This window comes from Scytonema sp. PRP1 (genome assembly GCF_036697665.2).
Lineage (GTDB): Bacteria > Cyanobacteriota > Cyanobacteriia > Cyanobacteriales > Nostocaceae > Kalymmatonema > Kalymmatonema gypsitolerans.
In genome coordinates this window covers 1-22,013 of sequence record NZ_JBAHYJ020000106.1, presented here as the reverse complement: position 1 = coordinate 22,013, position 22,013 = coordinate 1, and the positions used below count along the sequence as shown (strand labels likewise).

The 22,013-nt window shown below is 42.3% G+C and carries 20 protein-coding genes, 2 tRNA genes and 2 pseudogenes; 10 read left to right on the top strand and 14 right to left on the bottom strand.

What is annotated here, in order from left to right; genetic code table 11:
- Positions 1 to 111: 111 nt before the first annotated feature.
- From V5G28_RS27960 to V5G28_RS27930, 5 genes and pseudogenes are all read right to left on the bottom strand, one after another.
- Positions 112 to 1,275, bottom strand: a complete 1,164-nt coding sequence (locus V5G28_RS27960) for a tyrosine-type recombinase/integrase (protein ID WP_332991839.1) — start codon at positions 1,273 to 1,275, stop codon at positions 112 to 114.
- A 148-nt stretch (positions 1,276 to 1,423) separates the two neighbouring features.
- A tRNA-Thr gene (locus V5G28_RS27955) sits at positions 1,424 to 1,495 on the bottom strand.
- A 93-nt stretch (positions 1,496 to 1,588) separates the two neighbouring features.
- A tRNA-Tyr gene (locus V5G28_RS27950) sits at positions 1,589 to 1,671 on the bottom strand.
- 129 nt (positions 1,672 to 1,800) lie between these two features.
- Positions 1,801 to 3,612 (bottom strand): annotated as a pseudogene (locus V5G28_RS36890) (ABC transporter ATP-binding protein).
- 87 nt (positions 3,613 to 3,699) lie between these two features.
- Positions 3,700 to 4,491: a DUF6816 family protein gene (locus V5G28_RS27930; protein ID WP_332991837.1), complete on the bottom strand. Its 792-nt coding sequence runs from the start codon at positions 4,489 to 4,491 to the stop codon at positions 3,700 to 3,702.
- A gap of 384 nt (positions 4,492 to 4,875) precedes the next feature.
- Between V5G28_RS27930 and V5G28_RS27925 the strand changes: the two genes are divergently transcribed.
- The 6 genes and pseudogenes from V5G28_RS27925 (at position 4,876) to V5G28_RS27900 (ending at position 9,652) form a co-directional block, all read left to right on the top strand.
- A complete protein-coding gene (locus V5G28_RS27925; protein ID WP_332991835.1) occupies positions 4,876 to 5,754 on the top strand; it encodes a DUF4388 domain-containing protein in 879 nt (292 codons plus the stop codon).
- Between the two features lie 277 nt (positions 5,755 to 6,031).
- Positions 6,032 to 6,715 carry a roadblock/LC7 domain-containing protein gene (locus tag V5G28_RS27920; RefSeq protein ID WP_442994298.1) on the top strand — a complete coding sequence of 228 codons (684 nt, stop codon included), beginning with the start codon at positions 6,032 to 6,034 and terminating at the stop codon, positions 6,713 to 6,715.
- Positions 6,716 to 6,801: 86 nt separating this feature from the next.
- On the top strand, positions 6,802 to 7,356 hold the full coding sequence (locus V5G28_RS27915) for a protoglobin domain-containing protein (protein WP_332991831.1): 555 nt from the start codon (positions 6,802 to 6,804) through the stop codon (positions 7,354 to 7,356).
- 555 nt (positions 7,357 to 7,911) lie between these two features.
- Entirely contained in the window at positions 7,912 to 8,460 is a 549-nt protein-coding gene (locus tag V5G28_RS27910; RefSeq protein ID WP_332991827.1) for a GTP-binding protein, read from the top strand.
- A 260-nt stretch (positions 8,461 to 8,720) separates the two neighbouring features.
- Positions 8,721 to 9,092, top strand: a pseudogene (locus tag V5G28_RS27905) (roadblock/LC7 domain-containing protein); the annotation flags it as partial.
- A 101-nt stretch (positions 9,093 to 9,193) separates the two neighbouring features.
- Positions 9,194 to 9,652 carry a hydrocarbon-binding protein gene (locus V5G28_RS27900; protein WP_332991823.1) on the top strand — a complete coding sequence of 153 codons (459 nt, stop codon included), beginning with the start codon at positions 9,194 to 9,196 and terminating at the stop codon, positions 9,650 to 9,652.
- 142 nt (positions 9,653 to 9,794) lie between these two features.
- Here V5G28_RS27900 and V5G28_RS27895 read toward each other — a convergent pair whose 3' ends face one another.
- The 7 genes from V5G28_RS27895 to ffh form a co-directional block, all read right to left on the bottom strand.
- Positions 9,795 to 10,199 carry a ChuX/HutX family heme-like substrate-binding protein gene (locus V5G28_RS27895; RefSeq protein ID WP_069351794.1) on the bottom strand — a complete coding sequence of 135 codons (405 nt, stop codon included), beginning with the start codon at positions 10,197 to 10,199 and terminating at the stop codon, positions 9,795 to 9,797.
- Between the two features lie 20 nt (positions 10,200 to 10,219).
- On the bottom strand, positions 10,220 to 10,513 hold the full coding sequence (locus V5G28_RS27890; RefSeq protein ID WP_332991819.1) for a hypothetical protein: 294 nt from the start codon (positions 10,511 to 10,513) through the stop codon (positions 10,220 to 10,222).
- 159 nt (positions 10,514 to 10,672) lie between these two features.
- A complete protein-coding gene (locus V5G28_RS27885) occupies positions 10,673 to 11,626 on the bottom strand; it encodes a PhoH family protein (RefSeq protein ID WP_332992025.1) in 954 nt (317 codons plus the stop codon).
- A 254-nt stretch (positions 11,627 to 11,880) separates the two neighbouring features.
- Entirely contained in the window at positions 11,881 to 12,057 is a 177-nt protein-coding gene (rpsU, locus tag V5G28_RS27880; RefSeq protein ID WP_332991817.1) for a 30S ribosomal protein S21, read from the bottom strand.
- Positions 12,058 to 12,437: 380 nt separating this feature from the next.
- On the bottom strand, positions 12,438 to 12,866 hold the full coding sequence (locus V5G28_RS27875) for a KH domain-containing protein (protein ID WP_332991815.1): 429 nt from the start codon (positions 12,864 to 12,866) through the stop codon (positions 12,438 to 12,440).
- A complete protein-coding gene (gene rpsP, locus V5G28_RS27870) occupies positions 12,829 to 13,089 on the bottom strand; it encodes a 30S ribosomal protein S16 (protein ID WP_096569056.1) in 261 nt (86 codons plus the stop codon). The genes V5G28_RS27875 and rpsP overlap by 38 nt, the downstream gene beginning before the upstream one ends.
- Positions 13,090 to 13,342: 253 nt before the next feature.
- Positions 13,343 to 14,797, bottom strand: a complete 1,455-nt coding sequence (ffh, locus tag V5G28_RS27865; protein WP_332991812.1) for a signal recognition particle protein — start codon at positions 14,795 to 14,797, stop codon at positions 13,343 to 13,345.
- Positions 14,798 to 15,747: 950 nt separating this feature from the next.
- Here ffh and V5G28_RS27860 point away from each other — a divergent pair.
- On the top strand, positions 15,748 to 16,860 hold the full coding sequence (locus tag V5G28_RS27860; RefSeq protein WP_332991811.1) for a pentapeptide repeat-containing protein: 1,113 nt from the start codon (positions 15,748 to 15,750) through the stop codon (positions 16,858 to 16,860).
- Between the two features lie 321 nt (positions 16,861 to 17,181).
- Entirely contained in the window at positions 17,182 to 17,823 is a 642-nt protein-coding gene (locus V5G28_RS27855) for a Uma2 family endonuclease (RefSeq protein WP_332991809.1), read from the top strand.
- 253 nt (positions 17,824 to 18,076) lie between these two features.
- Here V5G28_RS27855 and V5G28_RS27850 read toward each other — a convergent pair whose 3' ends face one another.
- The gene (locus V5G28_RS27850) at positions 18,077 to 19,456 is read right to left on the bottom strand and encodes an aminopeptidase P family protein (protein WP_332991807.1); all 1,380 of its coding nucleotides are present in this window, start codon (positions 19,454 to 19,456) and stop codon (positions 18,077 to 18,079) included.
- Positions 19,457 to 19,650: 194 nt separating this feature from the next.
- Here V5G28_RS27850 and V5G28_RS27845 point away from each other — a divergent pair, with 194 nt between their 5' ends.
- Both V5G28_RS27845 and mutT read left to right on the top strand, forming a co-directional pair.
- Positions 19,651 to 20,415 carry a PIG-L deacetylase family protein gene (locus V5G28_RS27845; protein WP_332991805.1) on the top strand — a complete coding sequence of 255 codons (765 nt, stop codon included), beginning with the start codon at positions 19,651 to 19,653 and terminating at the stop codon, positions 20,413 to 20,415.
- A gap of 126 nt (positions 20,416 to 20,541) precedes the next feature.
- Positions 20,542 to 20,970 (top strand): 8-oxo-dGTP diphosphatase MutT, encoded by a 429-nt coding sequence (gene mutT, locus V5G28_RS27840; protein ID WP_332991803.1) that lies wholly within the window; start codon positions 20,542 to 20,544, stop codon positions 20,968 to 20,970.
- A gap of 98 nt (positions 20,971 to 21,068) precedes the next feature.
- Here mutT and V5G28_RS27835 read toward each other — a convergent pair.
- Positions 21,069 to 22,013, bottom strand: a 945-nt coding sequence (locus V5G28_RS27835; protein WP_332991801.1) for a histidine kinase, incomplete at its 5' end; no start/stop codon positions are given.

Genomic DNA, 22,013 nt, shown 5'->3' with positions numbered 1-22,013 from the left:
ATTTGTCCGACAACCGAATCCCTTAATTTACCTAGCTAACATACACGTTTACACGTATACAGGCTAGCTAGCCATGACTAACAAAAGAACTGACCCTCATTACAGCTGTGGTTAAAACAGTTCTGGTAACGTTAGTTTTGAATTTACTAGACCAGCGTAGTTTTCATAAAGTGTTTCTACATCATGTCCTGTAATGCTGGCAACTGTTACAGGATTCATACCTTGCTCTAGACAATGAGAGATGAAGCTATGACGAGTATTATAAGGCTTGCGATACTCCACACCAGCTTTTTCTAGAACTCTTCTCCAAGCACGGTTACAGAAATTGTGGTCATCTATAGCTTTACCTTCTGGACTAGGAAAGACTAAATCATCTGGTTGGGCATTCTCTAGTTTGATTAATTGTAATAATTCCTTTAATTTTGCATTTATAGGAATAGTGCGAACCTTGTTCGTCTTTGTAGACTTACGTATTCCTCTGGTAAGGCTTTCTCCAATCCAAATATGAGAGAAGTTATCAGCAATATGCTTCCACTGTAAACCAATAGCTTCTCCAGTACGTACTCCTGTAGAAAACAGGAATTGTACATAATTTGTGTAGTGATTATAATGAGGATCTTGTTGGAATGCTTTTATAATTGCCTTTATTTCGTCCTTATTAAATGGTTTAGGTGGTTGTTTTGGAGAAACTTTAACTTGCTCCTGTAATTCTTTCCAAGGATTGTACTGGGTTACTTGCTTAGTTCTACCCCATTCCCAACAAGCGTTCAGCAGGCACAGATAGATTTTGATAGTAGCTGCTGACATAGATTGCTGAAGATACTCTACAAATCCCTCTGCATTCTCCAATGTCACAAACTCTGCTGACTTTTTAGGATCGAAGTGAGAAGCAAGATACTTACTTACAACTTCATACTTCTGTTTAATAGTTCGTGGTGATACAGTTTTAGTTTTATGCTCTGTAAAGGCTGCAAATAGTTGAGAGATAGTCATCCTTGGCTGTGTCGGTCTAGTTTCGTGAACACTTGCATATTTAGTCGTAATTTGGGGCTTGTATTTTGCCAGTGTTACGTCAAACCTCTCAAAAGCAATATCTGACTCTATCTGCTTTGCTTTAGCTTCAGCCAGCTTTCTATTCTCTTGAGTATCTTCTAGCCCTAAAGATAAGCTATATCGCTCTCCACGAACTCTCCAACGAAGTCTTAACCTATCTCGGAAGTTCTCTACAACTACAGTGCCTTTACTAGCCTTCTTCAAATTTGGGCTGCCTTGCATTTGGGTATCAAATATTTGGGTATCTCATTTATGTACTCTAGAAACAGAATACCCATTTGATACCCAAAAAACAAGATAGGATACCCAGAAATCTTTATCCTGGAGTATCCCATGACTTGAAAGCTTTGATTTTTCGTTATTTTCAAAAAGCCCGTGACGAGGATTGAACTCGTGACCTCACCCTTACCAAGGGTGTGCTCTACCACTGAGCTACACGGGCAGACTTAGTTTTTAAATGCTGAGTTATGAATGCTAAATCACTATATTAGTTTTTTAGTCACTCAAAACTCAGCACTCGGTACCGAATTTGAGGTGGGCCGGGCTAGATTCGAACTAGCGTAGGCGTAAGCCAGCGGATTTACAGTCCGCCTCCATTAGCCACTCGGACACCGACCCTTGTCACCCAACGATTTATTATCTTATCACAAGCGTTTGGAAATGCAAGCTTTTTTAGAAAAAAAGGGAATAGGTGACAGCGGACAGTTAAACTATCGCGTACCCTACCTACACCCTGTACTTCATACCCTAGCCTACGAGTTCACCTGTCTCTTGCAAGGAGTGTAAGCGGCGGTAAATTCCCTCGTGGCGCAGAAGTTCATCGTGGCTACCTACTTCCACAATCTTGCCTTGATCCAGAACCACAATTTTATCTGCTTCGCGTACTGTACTCAGACGGTGCGCAATGATAATTGTGGTGCGGGTTCCCAAAATTGAACGCATCGCTAGCTGAATCAATCTCTCAGACTCGTAATCTAAGCTAGATGTGGCTTCGTCAAAAATCAGGACATCTGGATTGACTAATAACGCCCTAGCAATTCCCAATCGCTGTCGTTGTCCTCCAGATAACCTGACACCCCTCTCACCGACAACTGTGTAGTAACCTTGGGGTAACTGGCGAATCACTTCGTCTAATCTGGCAATTCTACAAGCTTCCTCAACTTGCTGAAAACTCGCTTGTCGATCGCCGTATGTCAGGTTATCCAACAAAGTCCCGTTGAAGACGTCTACCTCTTGGTGAACGATCGCCAACCGCCGCCGATAATTCCCAACATTTAACGTCCGAATATCTTGCCCATCAATCAATATACTCCCCTGATTCGGCTCAAAATAGCGAAACAGCAATTTCACTAAAGTAGACTTTCCTGAACCTGATCGTCCAACCAGTGCGACTGTTTGATATGGTTCAATTAACAGATTGATGTCAGAAAGAACTGGGCGATCGCTGTCGTACCCAAAACTCAGTGGGAAAACTTCAACTTTTCCGGTGAAATTGTAAGCCTCGGTAGTCTCTTTCCAAACTGGCTGCATCTACCCCAATGGGCTGCTGCATTAAGTCGTGATACCCCAGCATTGACGCATAACGACGGGCAAAAATTTCTGCTAGGTTGCTGATCTGGTTCCAACTCAGCATAAGCCATGCTGGAAACAGTTAAAGTGGTTACGAAATGTCCCAGAGAAATTTGTCCTTTTACCGTAGCCGCGAGCGTCAAACCTAGCACCATAAAAACACAAAACTGAATGACAGCCGTTCTTAAAGTACCCAACTTGATGTAACCAAGATGAATTCGGAAAACAACCACTTTAAACTCGCGGCTTAACCTTTGTTTTTGCCGTTTCAGTTCTAGTCGTTCTGTGGCAAAAGCTTTCGACTGTTTTGATGTTGGTGATAATTTCTGAGTTGCGGCTTTGGGTATTTTCCATGTATTTATCTAGCCGTCGTTCTTGTTCCGTCAACTGCTTCAAATCTTTAAGAGTGAAGCTGAGGATAACCACGAACGAAAGTAGAAATAGTAAAGCGATGCGCCACTCGATCAACAAGATAACTACAAAAATTCCCAGTACTCTAAACAGCTTTGGAATCAATTGTCCCGCGACTTCTGGGTAAGTCCAGGTGTGGTTTTCTATACCTTTGGAAATTTTTCCGGCAATGCGTCCTGGGTTATTTTCGTCGTAAAATTCTAGTGGTAGGGTGAGGATTTTTGCTACCGTTTTTTTGAAGTGATCTTGCCGACTACGTAAAGCAATGTACCAATGATACCACCATGCTGACCACATTTGAATCGGCGCTCTCACAACGGTGACAAGGAAGATTAAACCCATTAGCACTGCAAGAGATAGGAACCGATTTTGTGGTAGTTGGGTGATGTTGGCAACTGCGGCGATCGCATTCTCCATAACACGATCCACCGGTTGTCCAGAAAGTACGTTTAAAATCTGTCCGGTAGCATAAGGTACAATTAAATCAATAATTTCAAAGATGCTAGCTGCAGCAATACTGAAAATAATGACCGCTCGATAGCGATCGTAGTATGTGAGAATATCTCTAAATTTTGCCATGATGCACTCTGGTCAAGAGCGTTAGCTTGGAATTTTATACTACATTTATACTACAAAAAATTCAACATCTCAACGAGTAAATCATTCTTAAGGAGTAGTTGGAACCTCGTCGATGGGAAGAAAATCCAGGCGATAGCGATAGAGTGCGACTGGTCGAGAGCCAGCCTTAAAGTAATCTGGATCTTGAGGCGACAGATAAACAGCAGTGATTTGATCCGCCTCAATAGCTTGATTGGATGTCAAAAGTTTGCGGTAGGCGGTGGTGGATTCTACAGTGTTGAAATAAGGACGCCCACCACCTTTAAACAGTTGTTGAAACACTTCTGTGGTAATGAACTTGCCATCTGGTGTATTTTCTGTAGCGCGTGCTGCGACAATGGAAACAAGCTGACGCTCACCACGTAAAAACGTAATCTGACGATTGGGAGAATCTGGATCTACTTTGACGGATAATACAGTGTCGCCTAAATATGCTTTTGCCAAATTCAAGCCATTAAAAGCTCTATCCGCTACTACTGCTGATTTGGGACTTGTTTGGGGAAGGATTTTTAATCCAGGTTCAGGCGTTGTTTCTCGCACAAATCGCACTGGAAAACTTATAGGCTCTTTGAGATACTGACGATTACCCTCAAATCCAGGTGTAACGATGTCGGGGGCTAAGGGTGCAACTAAATCCACCAGCGTACTTTTCACTTGCCAAGAACCCATTATCCAGTCAGGATAAACCAAATCTCCGACAGCAGGTCGCACGGAAGTTAATTTTTCCCATTGGGGAAAATGTAGCAAATGCTCAGATAACTCTCCAGCTAACGCCTCCCTATTTAACAGAAGGAATAAACAAACCAAGCAAAAAGTCCAAATCACCTTCATAGCAAGCATTAGTAATATATGTTGCAAAATATGAATTTTTATTTGAGTAATAACTCATTCAATCAAAACTTGTATTGCTATTTTTTCATAAAATTTCACATACACATCTATAAACTCAATACTTAACCCAATCTCTTTGTTAAACACAAGTCAACAAAAAAAAATAGTATTTTTTATACCATAATTTTAATATTTTTTAAGTAATATTACGCAAAAAACGAGAAAGGTTTTTTTATTGGTAGAATTACTCGTTCTCTTAATTGAAAATTGTATTTATGCTTCTAGTGAATGAAGTAGCTTTTGACTAAAGCACAATATCAAACTTTCTAAAAAAAGTATTTATCAGGGTGCAAGTTCGGATGAATTGATTCTTTTATAGTTCTTGCACTCATAATGAGCCTATCTAGTTCTTTTACGGATTTTTCCTTGGCTGAATTGTTTCAACTGATTGACCAAGGGCGAAAATCTGGTTGTTTAACAGTCTGTACTTTACCAGACCTTCATGCTCCAGGTTCTAAATCTCATTACTACTACATTTGGTTTCGCCAAGGGCGTGTTGTTGCTGCTACTAATAGCTTAAACGGTGAAGGTTTAAGCTACAAAATTATACAAAGGGGCTGGGCAAACCGGCAACTGATTGAACAACTTTGTCCTGAAACATCGCCACCAACACCCCTTGGGTTACTCCTGAAAACTCAGGAAGTGTTAAGTGCTGAGCAGTTAAACCTATTATTTGCCAGCCAATTACAACAGGTTCGAGAGCTTTTTGCAATCCAAAAGGGAGTCTTTAAACTGGATAGCAAAGCAGCCGTACCTTTAAAAGAGATGACAGGATTAAGCCTGAGAACGATAGAAGTGGCTCTGATGGCTGTAAGAGCTTTAAAAGACTGGAAAGTGCTAGCCGATGTCCTCCCGGATGCTAGTTCTGGTATTACGAGTATTACTAATAACAAACCTCAGATTCACTTGCATCCTTTGGAGTGGCAAGTGTGGGAATTTGCTAATGGTAGTGTTTCTTTAAGTGCGATCGCCTCTCAACTCAACCAACCAATAGCAATAATCCAGCAAGCTGCTTTCCGGCTCATGCTTGCGGGTTTGGTAGAAGAAATTCCCTTAGCAGATTCTACACTAAACCTAAATGATTATCCGATGGATTTTAACTCACTTAATTCCTCTGTCTCCCAATTCCAAAAATCTAAACAACTAGAACCACATAAGATAAGTACCTCGTTTTTGCAAAATCTGGTTGGTTTTCTCAAGAGCAAAGCTTAATCGAGAATCGTAGCCCCCAACAAAGCTACGTTTACGAAAGAGTTTACAGGAACCTACTAGAAGCCGGAGGTACAGTCTAATTCTTTTGCAGCAGCCATCACGCGTCTACATCTGTGGTTTCATGCGTTCCCAGTTGAGAAGGCTTTTATGTGGAATCAGGGTTTTTGTCCTGTTGAGAACAAACTAAGAATGTAAAAAGTAGATGGACAAGAAACTTTTTTGACAAAAAGGAATGTAATAATAAAAACTACCATATTGGATAAGCTGTTTAGCCGCTATGCCTTTTGGGAAACTCCTGAAGCTACTTTCAGTAGTATTTCAAAGAATATTCTCTCAGTTTAAAAAGGTATCAAATTTATCATTTGAAGAAGATTCTTTGTTACCCACATACGTGGAAAATACTGAAGAACCAGAACACCACCCCTTATCCCTTGCTGCAAACGACAAGGCGGAAAATTCCCCCATTTTGCCTAGTGAAGAGGAGTTTGGGAATGTTGTATGTCAGTCTTTCGAGAATCGCTGGATATCGAATTTAGTGACAACTACAGAAAATACTGGAGCACCTTTACCAAAAATTTTGGAGGAAAGAATCATGATCAAAGTTTCAATGCTACAAGATGAATTACAAGACTTTATCTCTGGTAGTGCTGAAGTTCAAGGGGCAATTCTTGCTAGCCCTGATGGTTTAGCATTAGCTTCTGTACTCCCAATTGGAATGGATGAAGAGCGTACTGCCGCTATGTCTGCATCGATGCTTTCGTTGGGCGAACGCATTGGACGCGAGTTAGCTCGCGGCAGTGTTGACCGTATTGTTGTAGAAGGTGAGAAAGGCTACGGCGTATTGGTAGGTTGTGGTGTTGAGGCAGTTTTATTGGTTTTAGCAAGTTCTGCTGTCAAGCAAGGCATTTTGTTTCTTGAAATCAAACGGGCTGTTGCGAAAATTACACCCCTTTTGGCTTGATTGCGAATACAGAAGAGCCTGTACAGCAATGTTTAGGTTTCTAATTAAGGTTGCTTATTTTTATTGATACGAGGAGAACTTAGATAATGGCTTTAGAACCACATGCATTTATGTCCGCGCTGGAAAAGCGTTCTAGCTTTACAGATGAAGACAAAGCTGTGCTGAAATCTCATGCAAACTGGGGGTTAGAAATTGCTCCACAAATGGCTGACCACTTTTATGCCTACCTGGAACGCGATCAGGAGATGAATGCGATTTTGCACACTGGAGAATCTCGCATTCATCGCCTCCGCCAAACCTTTACTGAATGGTTTCACGAAATGTTTACAGGTATTGATGAGTGGGGTCCAGCTTACGCCGATCGCCGTTGGAAAATTGGTTTAGTTCACGTCCGCATTGGGATTGGACCTCAGCACGTTGTTCCAGCAATGGCGACGGTGATCCACGAAGTCGGTAAGCGCCTGCAAACAGAGGGGAAAACTGAAGCTCTCAAAGATTCGCTCAGCCGTATTTGTATGATTGACTTGGCTTTTATTGAGCAAGCTTATGTGGAAGTTTCTTCAGCTGCTGTTCTTCAAGAAACCGGCTGGACAGAAGGCTTGTTTAGACGCTTAATTACCACTGGCGCACGTTCTATGTGATATTGTCTACTATAGGATTCCTATTTGATTTTTGAAATATACGTAGGGTGGGCAATGCCCACTATATCGGGATTATATCTGGGTTTTGCTGAGCATTGCCCACCCTACAGAATACTTAAATTTTTTCAAAAATCAAAGCGGATTGCTATAAATATCCAATAAGTAGATCGGTACAAATAAAGTTAACTCGTTAACCCAGTCATTAGTCATTAGTCATTGGTCTAGGGCGCGGGTTTTAGAGGCTTTTACATTTATTAACATAGTTCTGTTTATTTCTACCTATTTACTTATTAAAAACAACAGTATAGCTATATAAAAATTTCAGGGTGCGGAATCTACAAATGCAATACAAAAAAAAATTGCATTGGTACACACAAAAGTGATGACTGTCGAATTTCCTGAAGAGGACAAAAATTGATGTATTTAACACAATCATCCGCACTCGAGCGCTCCAAGTTACTTATTAAAGTTATAGCCCCTAGTCTTGAGATTAGCTTTGTTATTTCCCCAGCAGCGTTTGGTAACTATGGTTCTAGTGCCATTGGGGAGGTATAAATGGAAATCCTACGCATAGTGGTGACAGGAGGCGTAGGTGCAGGAAAGACAAGCTTGATTCGCACAATCAGTGAAATAGATGTCGTGGATACCGATAGGAAAGCGACAGATGAAGTCGGACAACTGAAGGAGAAAACCACAGTCGCTTTGGACTTTGGGCGACTCAACATTGCAGCAAATCAATCGCTGCACCTGTATGGTACACCCGGACAGTTACGGTTTGACTTTATGTGGGATATCCTCATTGCCAAGGCACATGCCTACATCCTGCTAGTAGATGCACATCGCCCGGATCATTTACGTTTTGGACGGCGTATTCTCAACTTTGTTAACCAACGGATGCAGATACCATATGTGATTGGGCTGACTCACACCGATTGCCCGGATGCATGGGAAGCAGAAGATGTGGCGATCGCTTTGGGACTGGTGGATGAAAAGGCGCGATCGCCGATCATTTCTGTCAATGCTACCTGTAAAACTTCGGTGACACAAGCGTTGATTGCTCTCATCCAAGAAATTGCCGAATTTCACCAAAACTCCACTGAATAAATGTCGTCCAAAGCTTATATAGCGGTTCTGGCGTTAAGTGCAGTACATCAAGAAATAAGAACCACAGATGGACACAAATGGACACAGATAAATAATGACTTCATCCAAAGGAGAAGCGCTATACATTGCTTTCAAAGGCAGCGATTGAAAAAGATAAGGTGTAAAAAAATTCGTTCATTTAAAATTCAAAAAAATAATTTTGAATTGTCAAAGTTCCATACCCTATATCCCAAATTTTGTTAACAATTCCCCAGGAAAGAGTCATGATTAACATTTCAATGTTGCAAGATGAACTGCAAAACTTTGTCTCTGGTAGTGCAGAAGTTCAAGGGGCAATTCTTGCTAGCCCTGATGGTTTGACGTTAGCTTCGGTACTACCAAGTGGAATGGATGAAGAGCGTACTGCTGCTATGTCTGCATCTATGCTTTCCTTGGGCGAACGCATTGGACGTGAGTTAGCTCGCGGCAATGTTGATCGTATTGTCGTAGAAGGTGAGAAAGGCTATGGCGTGTTGGTAAGTTGTGGTGCTGAAGCAGTTTTATTGGTTTTAGCAAGTTCTGTTGTTAAGCAAGGTATCTTGTTTCTTGAAATTAAACGTGCTGTTGCCAGAATTATACCCCTGTTAGCTTAAAGGTTAACTCGTTTTGGAGTTGAGATTGTACATTCAAAATCCGCGCATTCAAAATCTAAATTCGCTACACCAAAAGACCTTTATTTACTGGAGCATAATGTATGTTACGTCCAACACTTGGAGATTTCAGCAGTATTGTCTGTTTTAAGTCAGCAGTTGTTGGGATAGAAGATGCTTTGGGTGAAAAGGCAGCTGCGATCGCCTTGATTGCAGCTGGACGTAATCGTGGTAAACGTCTCGCACAAGAATTAGGTTTGGCAGAGCCATCTTTGTCCTTTGAGGATATTGCTTACAAACTTGGGTTCGCTTTAGGTAAAGATGGAACTCGCTTATGTATTATTCACAGCATTGTATCAGAAGGCGATGTTATTAAAGTTTACACTTCAGAAACCTTTTGTTCTGCAGGCGAACCTCAAGGTTCCGAGCGTAAATGTACTTATACGCTCGGTGCTGTTTGGGGTGTTCTAGAGGAAGTTACTGCTAAGCGCTTGCAAGGTAAACACACCGAATCTGTGCTTCGCGGAGGTGATTACGATGTATTTGAGTTTACAAAATTGTAAAAGCCAAGAAGACGCGGACAATTCTCTGGTCAAATAGCTAATGGCTAATAGAGCACTCCTAAATGATTTGTGAAAAAACAAGATCAACAAGCTCCCCGACTTCTTAAAGAAGTCGGGGATCTGAATAAGGTCAATTTTCACATCAAATTTCTGCTGGTGCTGGTTCCCAAACTTCCCCATATTTCTCCTGTAGAGTATGCCATGCCTCTACCTGTCCAGGTTCATATTCTCCTGGTTTACCCCATTGTAGAAATAAACTCAAAGCTGGTTCCTGTTTGTCATCTAAAAACCGAATGGCATAAGTGGTAAAGTTGCCTCGCTTCGCTTCACCTGTTTCAAATTTCACCTGTGTAATTTTATCCATATTCAAGTGAAATTCAAAACCTTCTGTGTGCATATTCGCGTACTTCCCTTTCGGGAGTTCTGCATAAAACAGCTTTTCTAGCTTACCGCGTGGTTCTAAAACAGCGGCGCTGCTAGTCACTATGAAACGCAATGTTCCCAGGGTTTCACAAGCTTCCAAAAATTCTTTAAGTGTTTTAGTCATGAGTTATTAGTTATCAGTTATTAGTCATCGAGTCGTACCAAGGTAACCCCCGAATCGCATCTATCTTGGTGGGGACGAATCGGCGCTTTGGGATTGGGGATTAGCGATTGGGTTGGGAGCCCCAATCCCAACTCCTTATCCCAATCTGTGGAATAGGGCGGACTGTTGTAATCCCCGTTCTCAATTCCTCCCAGTCCCCAATCCCTAACGTTTCGGACTTCGGCGTGAGCGCTCAGTCGAACGCTTCGCGAGGCGTTAGCCCCGAGCGAAGTCGAGGGGCTAATCCCTAGTCCCCGTAAATAGATTTCTTGCAAAAATCGGGTTTCTGACTATTTGAAATCACATATCCACACAGAGTGAAGCCGAGAAATACAGATAAATTATCTGTGTCCATCTGTGTCCATCTCTGGTTTTCATTCAAAAAAATTAGACTTTTGCAATAGATCTATTAGTCATTGTTTCATGACTAATGACTATTTTTCGTACTTTTCATAAGCGGCGACTATGCGCTGAACGAGAGGATGGCGTACAACATCTTTTTGGGAAAATTCACAAAAAGCTATGCCTTCAACATATTTTAAAATTTGTACAGCCACTGTTAATCCAGATTGTTGATTGAGTGGTAAGTCGGTTTGCGTCATATCACCCGTAATCACCATACGAGAACGGAAACCCAAACGAGTCAAAACCATTTTCATTTGAGCTGGTGTGGTGTTTTGAGCTTCATCGACAATGACGAAAGCGTTGTTGAGCGTACGTCCCCGCATATACGCTAAAGGAGCCACTTCAATTACGCCTCTTTCGATCAATGATGGAACTTTTTCTGGATCAATGAATTCGTTGATGGCGTCGTAGAGTGGACGTAAATAAGGATTAACTTTCTGCTGCAAGTCTCCTGGCAAAAAACCAAGTCTTTCACCAGCTTCCACAGCAGGACGAGTTAAAATCAGCCGTTCAAATTGGTTGGCAAGCAGTGCTTGTACAGCGACGACAACTGCTAGGAATGTCTTACCAGTACCAGCAGGACCGGTGCAAAAGGTCAGATCACGCTTGCCTAGGGCTTCGATGTACTGTCGCTGGCGGAAGGTTTTGGCGCGGATTTCCTCACCTTTGCGCGTTCTAGCGATGACATCTCGCTGTAAATCTTGCAGTTCCCCTTCACGATCGCTGTCTAAGGCTTGACGCGCTGTCAATATATCCGTGCTAGAGATACTATTGCCTTTATTCCAAAGGTCTTCAAGCGATCGCACTAATCGACTAGCTAGGTCAATTTGCTTTTCTGTGCCAGAAATATATAGTTCTTGCCCGCGCAATACTAGAGTTGCTCCTGTTTGCCGTGCCAGAGTTTTAAGATTTTCTTCCCCCTCTCCTGCCAGTGCGATCGCACTTGGAATATCCGGCAGTTCAATTGTTAAGCTACCTGCCATCATAAATTCTAAATTCTAAATCCAAAATTATAAAAATACGCAATAGACTTTACTTGAACTAGACAATTCAAATAATTTTGTTGTTTTCTTTCTTGAGAACATTTGCGTCTAAATTAAGACTTCTTGATGAGAAGTAGAGAAGCACACAATCACTTCTCTACTTTGTCTTGGTTGGATTTACAACAAATTCAAAGCTTAACTTTAACAGCTAGTTGGCATTAGTCAACCGCCACAATCAAAGACATTGCTTTGATTTAATAGCGACCCCCTTTGCGTGCCGTTTCTGCTTTGCGCTTACGACGCAAGCTGGGTTTTTCGTATCTTTCCCGGCGCTTGACCTCTGATAAAATTCCAGCTTTCTGAATTTTCTTTTTAAAACGCCTTAATGCTGAGTCAATCGACTCATTCTCACCCAAACGGACTTCAGCCACTCCCTGTTTTCACCTCCTTACAGAGATTCTTTGATGAATTTGAGAGAAGAATTGATATAGCATCGTGTGTTCACAATGTTATTGCTATGTAGTGCCCAATTGTGGATGAGCGCAGTGTTCCATTTATGAATTAGGGTTTTGCGCTACAACCAGCAATTGCACTAACCAAGCCACGTCGGCGTACCAAATTTGCTCGTTTTTCACCCCTTCGGGCACTACAAGGTTGAAGTATCAAATATGAAGAATAGGGTAAAGGCTGAAGCATAAAGGCTGAAATACACCGTATTTTACTTCATACCTATACTACCCTACCCTACGGGAAGTCTTCTTTTGGGGATCTACACACTTGATACTTCACTTGGCAACAATCTAATTGAAACCTAGTGGAAGCGTGATCTAGCAATAGGTTTGTGTCCGTTTCCACGTTTTTCTCTGGGTTTTGGCGGCGGTAATCGCTCTTCTGTCTCGTCATCAAAAGACAAGCCCTCTCGAGTAGCAGTGCTGCCATAGATGTCCAAGTACACTGATTGTCCAGCTGCAGTAGCTGCTGCGGCAACCACAGTGCGAATCGCCTGAATATTGCGTCCACCCCGACCAAACACTTTTCCTTTATCTGAGCTATCAAAGGCAATGCGAATCCAAGCGCGTTTGCCGGTGCCAGACATTTCACAATCGACACTCAAAGACTCCGGAGAATCTAAAAACGGCTGTATCAGAAACCGTACTAGTTCAACGTAGTCGGGATTGGTTGTGGCGGATATTTTTCCGACCTTATGATGAGGCTTTTGCACTAACCTGTTCAAGGACATTAGCTTTTTGTAGGATGCGACGCACTGTGTCAGTCGGTTGAGCGCCCTGTTGTAGTCGCTTGACGATACCGGGAACGTCCAGTCGTACTTCATCAGTTCTAGGGTTATAAAAACCCAGTTCTTCTAGGGGACGACCATCGCGGCGAGCGAGGCTGTTGATAGCGATGATACGGTAACTCGCTTCCCGCTTTTTACCGTATCGCTTCAGGCGCAGTTTAATCATGGTTAAGAAATCATTCTCCTGTTTGGTGGAATCCGTTTGCAAGTAAGTTTATGGGGAAGTCACATTATAGAAGCTTCCCGAAGACAGTTCAAAGGGCAACGTTACTCCTCTAAAAACAGTCTATCTATTTGTGTAGGCTCCTCCCATTAAGTAGGCGGGTGAACCTAGTGATGCTAAAATAAGCATTTTAGCACTTGCACAGTGTCAGGTGTTAGTTGTTATTTTTTAGTTGCAACTAAGCACTCACTTATGACTAAAGCGTACCGAAGCCTTTCTTCTTTTTGTCTTTCTTCGGCTTCTTTTTGGAGGTAGCACCGCCACTATAACCCCGCCAACCAGGGGCAGCTGGACGGTTAAGGGCAGCCCCTGGGTTACCCATACCACCGAACATTCCTGGCATACCAGGAAAGCTTCCTTGACCCATTTGCTGCATGAGATTACGCATTTTTTGGAAGTCACTCACCAGCTTACTAACATCTGCTTCCTTATAGCCAGCTCCATTAGCAATCCGCCGCCGCCGACTAGGAGAACTTGCCAACAAATCGGGGTTAGTGCGTTCTTGGCGGGTCATGGAATTAATCATCGCTTCACAGCGCTTAAGCTGAGTTTCTCCTTGCTTGAGTTGTTCATCTGACAGCTTGTTCATCCCTGGAATCAGTTTCATGATTCCTCCGAGCGAACCCATGTTCTTGAGCAGGCGCATTTGCTTAAGAAAGTCAGTAAAGTCGAACTTCGCTGACAGGATTTTCTCCTGCATTTTCTGGGCATCGGCAAGGTCAATTTCTTCCTGAGCCTTTTCTACCAAGGTCAGAACATCGCCCATCCCTAAAATCCGCGATGCCATGCGCTCAGGATAAAACGGTTGCAGAGCCTCAACCTTTTCACCCACACCAACAAACTTGATCGGTGCTCCTGAAATGTGCCGCACAGACAGTGCTGCTCCACCTCGGCTATCGCCATCCAACTTGGTGAGAATTGCACCAGTGATGCCAATCTGCTCGTGGAAAGTGCGGGTCAAATTGGCTGCTTCTTGACCAGTCATGGCGTCCACTACCAACAGCGTTTCATTGGGTTGGACAGTTTCTTTGATGCGGGCTAACTCCGCCATCATATCTTGGTCTATTTGCAAGCGACCCGCAGTATCAATAATGACTGTATCAATCCCTTCTGCTCTGCCGCGTTCCACACCCTGCCGCGCAATTTCAACCGGGTCAGCATCAGATCCTAGCTCAAATACTGGCACGTCTATTTGCTTACCTAGTGTCACCAGTTGGTCGATCGCTGCTGGACGATACACGTCTGTCGCCACCATCAAGCAGCTACGTTCTAATTTACGTAGATGCAAGGCTAACTTAGCAGTAGCAGTTGTTTTCCCAGTACCCTGCAACCCCGCCATTAGCACAACTGTCGGAGGCTGCTGAACCTGTGCTAAAGGAACGTTTTCTTCCCCCATCACCTTTACCAGTTCATCGTAGACAATTTTGATGAACTGTTGGTCAGGTTGTACGCCAGCGATGACCTCTGATCCCTGTGCCTTGGCTTCAACTTCGGTGACAAAATCTTTAACTACCTGGAGATTGACATCCGCTTCTAATAGGGCGCGACGCACTTCCCGCAAAGCTTCTTGAATATTAGATTGGGAAATTTTGTCCTGACCTCGGAGTTTCTTCCAGGTAGATTCTAAACGGTCAGCTAGTGCTTCAAACATAATGAGTTAAGTGACAGGTAGTTAGCAGCAGAGTTTTAACGCGCTATATACAGCTTAGTGTTTTTTAACTTCCACTGTAGCAAAGGGATACTGTGTAGAAAGTCTAGAGGAGAAAAGAGCAAGGAAAAGAAAGATTTTATACTTCGCTTTACCTTATAGAAAGCTACCCTAAGTGCGTCTACAAACTTTATCATTATAGAAATCTGAATATATTTAAGTTTTTCGTTTTAGCCAAATGCACTTCTTATTTTATGTAAATATCTAGACTTTATTTGAGTTTTTTATAATTGTTATAATAATGAAAAAAATGATACTTTAATGTAAGTAGTGAAAGACAAAGTTCCAGTTGAACCATTATAAATTTTAGAATATTTAGGTTGACCTGTAGTTAGAAGCTCATCTACAGCGCTCAAAAGAAGGGTTCAATAACATATTGTTGGCGTTACCAATTGAACGCCCTGTACAGTTCAGGATCATAAAAGTTGGTGCATCCCACGCTTAACTGCTTGTAGTTAAGTTTCTTAAGAGATTTTGCTCACAAATTATGCTGTCAGTAAAGTTTGACAGACAAAAAATATAAAAATACTTACTAAAATAAGTTAGTATATTAATATACATATTTATTAGGTATATTTACCATCAAAATCAGGACGCGTTAAGCAGAAATGCTCTTCTTGGTCGCTTCCTTCAGGGTAGCTCGAACCAACAAAACTCGTCCTGAATTATATTTTCACAATTTTAAACTTAATCGGGCAGCACATCGCGTGATAAATGCATTTTATGAGCATGATGTTTGCCTGCTTTGAAAATGGCTTGTGTCTACCACAGTATGCCAGGTTTGAGCATATTGACATTTAAGGTTCTTCTATGGCGTTTGCTTGTAGGTTAAATAGCTAGCCAGTTTTAAGCAAATTTGAGTAATTCCAACAAAGGCAAGGGAGGTATTGAGCATGACTTTAACTAACCGTAAAAAATTTAGTGTCTATCAAGAAGCGAAGACTAGAGTGATTTCGTTAGTCAAGCCAATGGCTTGGGTTGGTTCAGGTTTTACCGTGATGCTGCTGCTGACAAAAGGTAAACCACCAGGGTTTGTAGTTGGTTTGTACTTATGTTTATGTACTTTATTTTTTGCTTGGAGCGAACAGCAGCGCGTCGAGAAGGAGTCTGAAAAAATATTGACAATTTCTCAAGCTCTTAACAACACAGACTTGAGTGACGCAGAAAAAGAACTTAATTGTCAATCTGATTTGCTTGAGCAAATTATTAATCTGAAATCTCACAATCAAGACATTAACAGTTTGAACCTCATCCTTGCTAACCTTAGCAATGCTCAATTAGCAGGTGTTGATTTCAACTCTGTCTACCTCAACGGTAGCAACCTCAGTAGTGCCAACCTCAGTGGAGCCAGCATATCGGATGGTAACCTCAGTGGTACTCGATTAGTAGATACTAACCTCAGCAATGCCAACCTGAAGAATGCAAACCTGAGCAGTGCTAATTTGATAAATGCCAACCTCAGCAATGCTGACTTGAAAGATGCAAATCTCAGTAATGCAAACCTCAGCAATGCTGACTTGAAAGATGTAAATCTCAGTAATGCAAACCTCAGCAATGCTGACTTGAGGAGTGCAAACCTTAGCAGTGCAAACCTCAGTAGTGTCTATTTATGGCGTGGCAATCTTAGTAAAGCCACGCTTTTGGGTGCTAATCTTAGCAGTGCCTATATGAATAGCACCAAACTCAGCAATGCGAACCTTAGTAGTGCCAACCTCAAAGAAACCAATCTCAGCGATGCCAAGCTTAAGGAGGCGAACCTCAGCGGTAGTAACCTTTGTGGGGCTAACCTTTGTGGTGCCAATTTGAAGAACGCCAACCTCAGCGATGCCAACCTAGAGAATGCTAACCTCGAAGGTGCTAATTTGGAAGGCGCTGATCTCAGCAGAGCCAATCTCAATGGTGCGAACTTGAGTAGTGTAAAAATTAACCAGGCAACACAGTTGGAGAAAAAATGGCTTGTAGTCTGGGAAACTTTAAATCAACCAAAGTTAGGAACTTCTAGTTAGGTGATAAGAGTGTAGATAGAAAATTTAGAAGCAACTGGTACAATCGTCCCAATTTCTACAGTTTCTGGAAAAGCGCTAACGCCCTCACTGCTAGACTAAAGTTAGGGCAGGGTTATTTCATTCTTCCTCAATTCGCCAGGAACTCAAGTTCCACAGCTTATAGCTTAAATCGGTTAAAATCGGCTAAAATTCTGATTTTCAGTCAGCTGTAACCGAATTCGGCTAAAACCTAGTGAAATTTATTTCTGCGTGGTTGTGCATAGAATGAAATAGCCTTGAAAATAAGGGTAATAAATATTTTCTATTTGTCAATTTATTGATATGACTAGTAAAACTCTGATTCAACCTCAAGAAATAATTCACTTATCAGGTATTAGCTGGCAAACTTATGAAACTTTGCTCACTGAACTTAGTGCTAGTCGTCGCTTAAGGCTCACGTATAATCGTGGTAATTTGGAAATAATGGCTCCTTCTCCTGAACATGAAATTTACAAAAAGGTAGTCGGACGATTTGTCGAAACTTTGGCTGAAGAATTAGACATTAGGATTTATCCCCTTGGTTCCACGACTTTCAAACGTCCAGAATTAAGTGGTGCAGAACCAGATGAATGCTTTTATATTACAAATATTAATGCGGTTAGAAGTAAAAAAAGAATCAATTTGCAACAAGATCCACCACCAGATTTAGTTGTAGAAATTGACGTTACCAGTAGTTCAGAGAATCGTTTTCAAGTTTATGCAGAAATAGGCGTCCCTGAGATTTGGCGATATGACGGCAATTCTTTCACTATTCATATATTACAACCTTCTTATAAATATGTAGCTGTTAACCAAAGTTTAGCTTTTCCTAATCTACCCATTCGAGAAATTGCTAACTTTTTACAACAGGTTGGGCAGGAAGATTATTTAGAGTTGGTTAGGGAATTTCGTAAATGGGTGAGAAGCCAAATTCAACAAAAATAAATGCTTGATAACCCAATCCCCAATCCCTAATCCCCAGTCACCTTTACTGATAATTAACCATTTGCTTAAAAGCCAAGCTATTAGCGACAAGTCATTGTCCTTTTTAAGAGACTTCCAATTAAAAAAATCTCCAATTGATAGTGAGCCAAACAATGGTGGGTTACGGCGCTGCGGCAAGTCCTGTATGTAAAACCTCAACTGTCGTGCGCCGTCAGCCCCCCTACATAATGGATAATTTATTTTTTGGTACTGCCTAACCACGGACTAAATTCTCGACAGCACTGGCTTGTGTCGGCAATGCCGCAGTTAAAACTTCACTCCCTTGTTCTGTCACTAAAACATCATCTTCAATGCGAATTCCTCGCACGTCGGCAAATTGAGATAACCGCTCCCAGTTAACAACATTCTGATATTTGGAACGCCAATTGGCATCATTTAAAATTGCTGGAACTTGATAAAATCCTGGCTCAATTGTGACTAACATTCCCGGACGTAAGGGACGATTTAAACGCAAGTAGCCTAAACCAAAACGGTTACTCCTTGTGCGTTCCTCTTCATAACCTGCTAAATCTCCCAAATCTTCCATATCATGGACATCTAAACCCAGTAAATGACCGATACCGTGGGGGAAAAAGAGCGTGTGGGCGTCCATTTCCACTAAATCTTGGGGGTTTCCTTGTAAAATGCCTAAATTCACCAAGCCTTCCGCAATCACAGTACAGGCGAGTAAATGTAAATCTTCATACTCCACTCCAGGGCGTATCTTGGCGATGCAAGCATCATGAGCGGCTAGTACAATATCATAAATATGTCTTTGGGTAGATGAAAATTTACCAGTAACCGACCAAGTACGAGTAACATCAGCTGCCCAACCCATCTCGGTTTCAGCGCCAACATCAGCAAGCACCAAGTCGCCTGGTTGTAGTGCGTGATGATATTGCTCGTTGTGCAGAACTTCGCCGTGAACTGTGACAATACTGGTGTAGGAGGTTGCCATATTATTGCCAATAATGACTCGTTCCATCGCCGCACGGACTTCTGCTTCAATTTTGGCGCTAGCTGTCGCCGCCATGCCAGCTTTGTGAGCTTCTACGGTGACAGCGGCAGCTTTTTGGAGTTCGGCTAATGCGCCATCGTCGTGGATGAGGCGTAACGAGATAATTGCCTTGGCTAACTCCAAGTCACTTCCTTCCGGTGGCTTTTGCGGCAAAACCCATCTATTCAACAGTTGCGACTGCTGTGTCCAAGTAGCGGCATCTTGTGCGGCAATTGTTGCTGCATCTTCTGTCCACATTTCTAATTCTGCCATTGGTCTAGCAGCCTCTGCTCCAATCATCTGAGCAATTTCCTCACGATGAGGCGTTTCTCCATGCCAAAGAGCGCTTTCTGGTTGGGGATCATCCATGAAGAGTTCTAGCTTACCTGCTGCAAGCCGAATTGCTGCATTCGGCAGTGGAAGCCCTGCAAAGTAGAGGAAATGACTGCTTGCACGGAACGGAAAGACATTTGCTGGAAAGTTACGCGGGCTGCTACTTCCTGACCAAAGAATTGCCGGAAAATCAATGAGGTTGGCGAGTCTTTGTCGGCGATCGCGTAAAGTCTCGATGAGACAGCTAGAGGTTTTTTGGATCATAACTGGGAATTAAAACTTGAAATTCGCATATGTAGCACGAAAGGTAAAACTTTCTGGAAAATATTTTACTCAGTGCAGTTGTGTGATAGGTTACGGAATGAATAATGGTATGACTTAGCACTGAAAGAATCATATTGAAATATTGTAGAGAAAATTCTCACTAATTAGCGCAAAAAAGACAAGCATAGAAGAACATGGGAAACAGACAAATTTTTCGTAACTTAAGAGTGATTATCGGAGCTAAGCTTCGTTCTATCGGTGCAGACATCCTGTCTCGCTGGATTTTGTATTTTAAAAGTCAGCCACTAACAGTGAGTCAAAAATCAGCAATGGTGTTTTCTCCCCATCAAGATGATGAAACTCTAGGTTGTGGTGGTACTATTGCCTTGAAACGGTCACTAGGAGTGCCTGTAGAGGTCATTTTTCTGACGGATGGACGGTATGGCAGACCCGACTGGATTACACCAGAAACAATCACAGATATTCGCCAGCAAGAAGCTACGAATGCCCTAAATATTCTAGGAATTGCAAGTTCGGAAACTCACTTTCTCAATCAAATAGATGGTTCTTTGCAAAACCTGGCTGATGACCAACACCAATACATAGTAAATGAGTTAGTTAAACGGCTACAGTCCTTTATGCCAGAAGAGATTTATGTTCCTCATAGAAAAGACGCTCATGGGGATCACGAAGCAACTTACGAGTTGGTTCAGGAGGCGATCGCCGCATCAGGAATCCAAGTCGAACTATTACAGTATCCAATTTGGATGCTTTGGCAACATCCACTGTCTTTTGATCTAAACTTTGAGGAGATAGGTAATGCTTACCGATTAGCGATTGATTCTGTTAAAGACAGAAAAAAACAAGCTATTGAAACTTACTCGTCTCAAATGCCTGGATTACCCAGTGGCTTTCTTGCGCGTTTCTTTTTGCCCTATGAGATTTTTTTCAAAAGTTAAATTGTCATAAGGCGAAAATTTATTTCTTAACTATAGCAATCCTAAATCATTTATAAACAATTTCTGTTCCCTGTTAAGAGTTCCCTGCCCTCATGAGGCAATTTACAACTCAAATACGACTGCTATATGAATGAAAGCACTACTCTCCTACCTCATAAAATTATTGGCGTTGCTGTGATTTGGAACGACAAGGGGCAAATTCTCATTGATCGCCGTCGTTCCGGTGGTACAATGGGGGGTTTGTGGGAATTCCCTGGAGGTAAAGTCGAGCCAAGCGAAACTGTCGAGGAGTGTATTAAACGGGAAATTAATGAAGAACTGGGAATAGAGATAGAAGTGGGAAAGCATCTGATAACAATTGACCACACCTATACCCACTTGCGCGTTACTCTGACAGTGCATAATTGCCGCTACCTGGGTGGTGTTCCTCAACCAATTGAATGTGAAGAAATTCGTTGGGTCACTTTGGATGAGCTAGATCAGTATGCTTTTCCGGAAGCAAATACTCAAATTATCGCCGCTTTGAGGCTTTCAGGAAGCCAGGAAAAGTATTGACTCAAACAAAGTCAAGAATTAGGGATAATATGAGCCACCTGACTGATAGCATTCCCACGCTTTGCCGGGGAACGAAACAACTCACATCCAAAAACTAGCTAACTTGGATACACTGGTAACGTAAAGTGGAACCATGCTCCGCCATCGGGTGCTGTATCTACCCATATTTGACCGTAGTGCGCCTGGATAATGCGCTGGCATAAACACAGACCAATGCCGTAACCTTCTTTACCTTGATCACGTTCGAGGCGATAGTGATTTTCAAAGATGCGCGAGCGGTTTTCTTCAGGAATACCAGGACCAGTATCGCCAATACTAAACTGAACCTTTTGGCTAGTGCGGTGAAGTCCACAAACGCTGATGTCGCCACCTTCAGGCGTGTATTTGATAGCATTATCTAACAGGTTGATCAGCACTTGGCGTATGCGTTCTGGATCGGCGTAAACATTGGGTAAGTCTTTGGGGATATCTTTTTTTATTTTGTGGGATTTGGCGATGTAGCGATCGCGCAATTCCTCCAGAACCTCAAGGCAAACTTTGCCTATATCCACCTTTTGCGGTTGAATGGGAAATTCTCTTTCATTACCACGACCTACTTGCAAAAGGTCAGTAATCATACGGTCTATTGTCTTGGCTTGGTTACGGGCGTGCTTAAATAAATGCAACGTCATCTTTGGTGTTAGACGCTCGAATTCACCTTTTTGAGGATTGTAGTTAGATTGCAGGGTATCTATAGCTATAGAAGCCGCAGTCAGGGGATTGCGGAGGTCATGGGCTAGTATCGCAATCACGCGGTCTTTAAATTGGATCTGCTCCTGGAGTTTCTCTTTTTCCTGTTTTAGGCGAAAAATTTCATCTGAGAGTCGTATCAGTTCGGCTGAAACAGCAACTGAACGAATAGACGACTTCGGTTCTCTGACACGACCATTTTCATCATTTTCGTGTAAACCACTTTGTAATTCTAAGTAGGCGTCTACAGCTGCTTGCCACCTGGGCCACCAAGTTTTCAATTCACCAGTTATATTACTACCAGCTAGGATTTG

What these genes read in the sequence shown, in the direction of transcription:
- V5G28_RS27960 (WP_332991839.1), bottom strand. Translation starts at nt 1,275, where the DNA reads ATGCAAGGCAGCCCAAATTTGAAGAAGGCTAGTAAAGGCACTGTAGTT.
- V5G28_RS27930 (WP_332991837.1), bottom strand. Translation starts at nt 4,491, where the DNA reads ATGCTTGCTATGAAGGTGATTTGGACTTTTTGCTTGGTTTGTTTATTC.
- V5G28_RS27925 (WP_332991835.1), top strand. Translation starts at nt 4,876, where the DNA reads ATGAGCCTATCTAGTTCTTTTACGGATTTTTCCTTGGCTGAATTGTTT.
- V5G28_RS27920 (WP_442994298.1), top strand. Translation starts at nt 6,032, where the DNA reads ATGCCTTTTGGGAAACTCCTGAAGCTACTTTCAGTAGTATTTCAAAGA.
- V5G28_RS27915 (WP_332991831.1), top strand. Translation starts at nt 6,802, where the DNA reads ATGGCTTTAGAACCACATGCATTTATGTCCGCGCTGGAAAAGCGTTCT.
- V5G28_RS27910 (WP_332991827.1), top strand. Translation starts at nt 7,912, where the DNA reads ATGGAAATCCTACGCATAGTGGTGACAGGAGGCGTAGGTGCAGGAAAG.
- V5G28_RS27900 (WP_332991823.1), top strand. Translation starts at nt 9,194, where the DNA reads ATGTTACGTCCAACACTTGGAGATTTCAGCAGTATTGTCTGTTTTAAG.
- V5G28_RS27895 (WP_069351794.1), bottom strand. Translation starts at nt 10,199, where the DNA reads ATGACTAAAACACTTAAAGAATTTTTGGAAGCTTGTGAAACCCTGGGA.
- V5G28_RS27885 (WP_332992025.1), bottom strand. Translation starts at nt 11,626, where the DNA reads ATGGCAGGTAGCTTAACAATTGAACTGCCGGATATTCCAAGTGCGATC.
- V5G28_RS27875 (WP_332991815.1), bottom strand. Translation starts at nt 12,866, where the DNA reads ATGTCCTTGAACAGGTTAGTGCAAAAGCCTCATCATAAGGTCGGAAAA.
- rpsP (WP_096569056.1), bottom strand. Translation starts at nt 13,089, where the DNA reads ATGATTAAACTGCGCCTGAAGCGATACGGTAAAAAGCGGGAAGCGAGT.
- ffh (WP_332991812.1), bottom strand. Translation starts at nt 14,797, where the DNA reads ATGTTTGAAGCACTAGCTGACCGTTTAGAATCTACCTGGAAGAAACTC.
- V5G28_RS27860 (WP_332991811.1), top strand. Translation starts at nt 15,748, where the DNA reads ATGACTTTAACTAACCGTAAAAAATTTAGTGTCTATCAAGAAGCGAAG.
- V5G28_RS27855 (WP_332991809.1), top strand. Translation starts at nt 17,182, where the DNA reads ATGACTAGTAAAACTCTGATTCAACCTCAAGAAATAATTCACTTATCA.
- V5G28_RS27850 (WP_332991807.1), bottom strand. Translation starts at nt 19,456, where the DNA reads ATGATCCAAAAAACCTCTAGCTGTCTCATCGAGACTTTACGCGATCGC.
- V5G28_RS27845 (WP_332991805.1), top strand. Translation starts at nt 19,651, where the DNA reads ATGGGAAACAGACAAATTTTTCGTAACTTAAGAGTGATTATCGGAGCT.
- mutT (WP_332991803.1), top strand. Translation starts at nt 20,542, where the DNA reads ATGAATGAAAGCACTACTCTCCTACCTCATAAAATTATTGGCGTTGCT.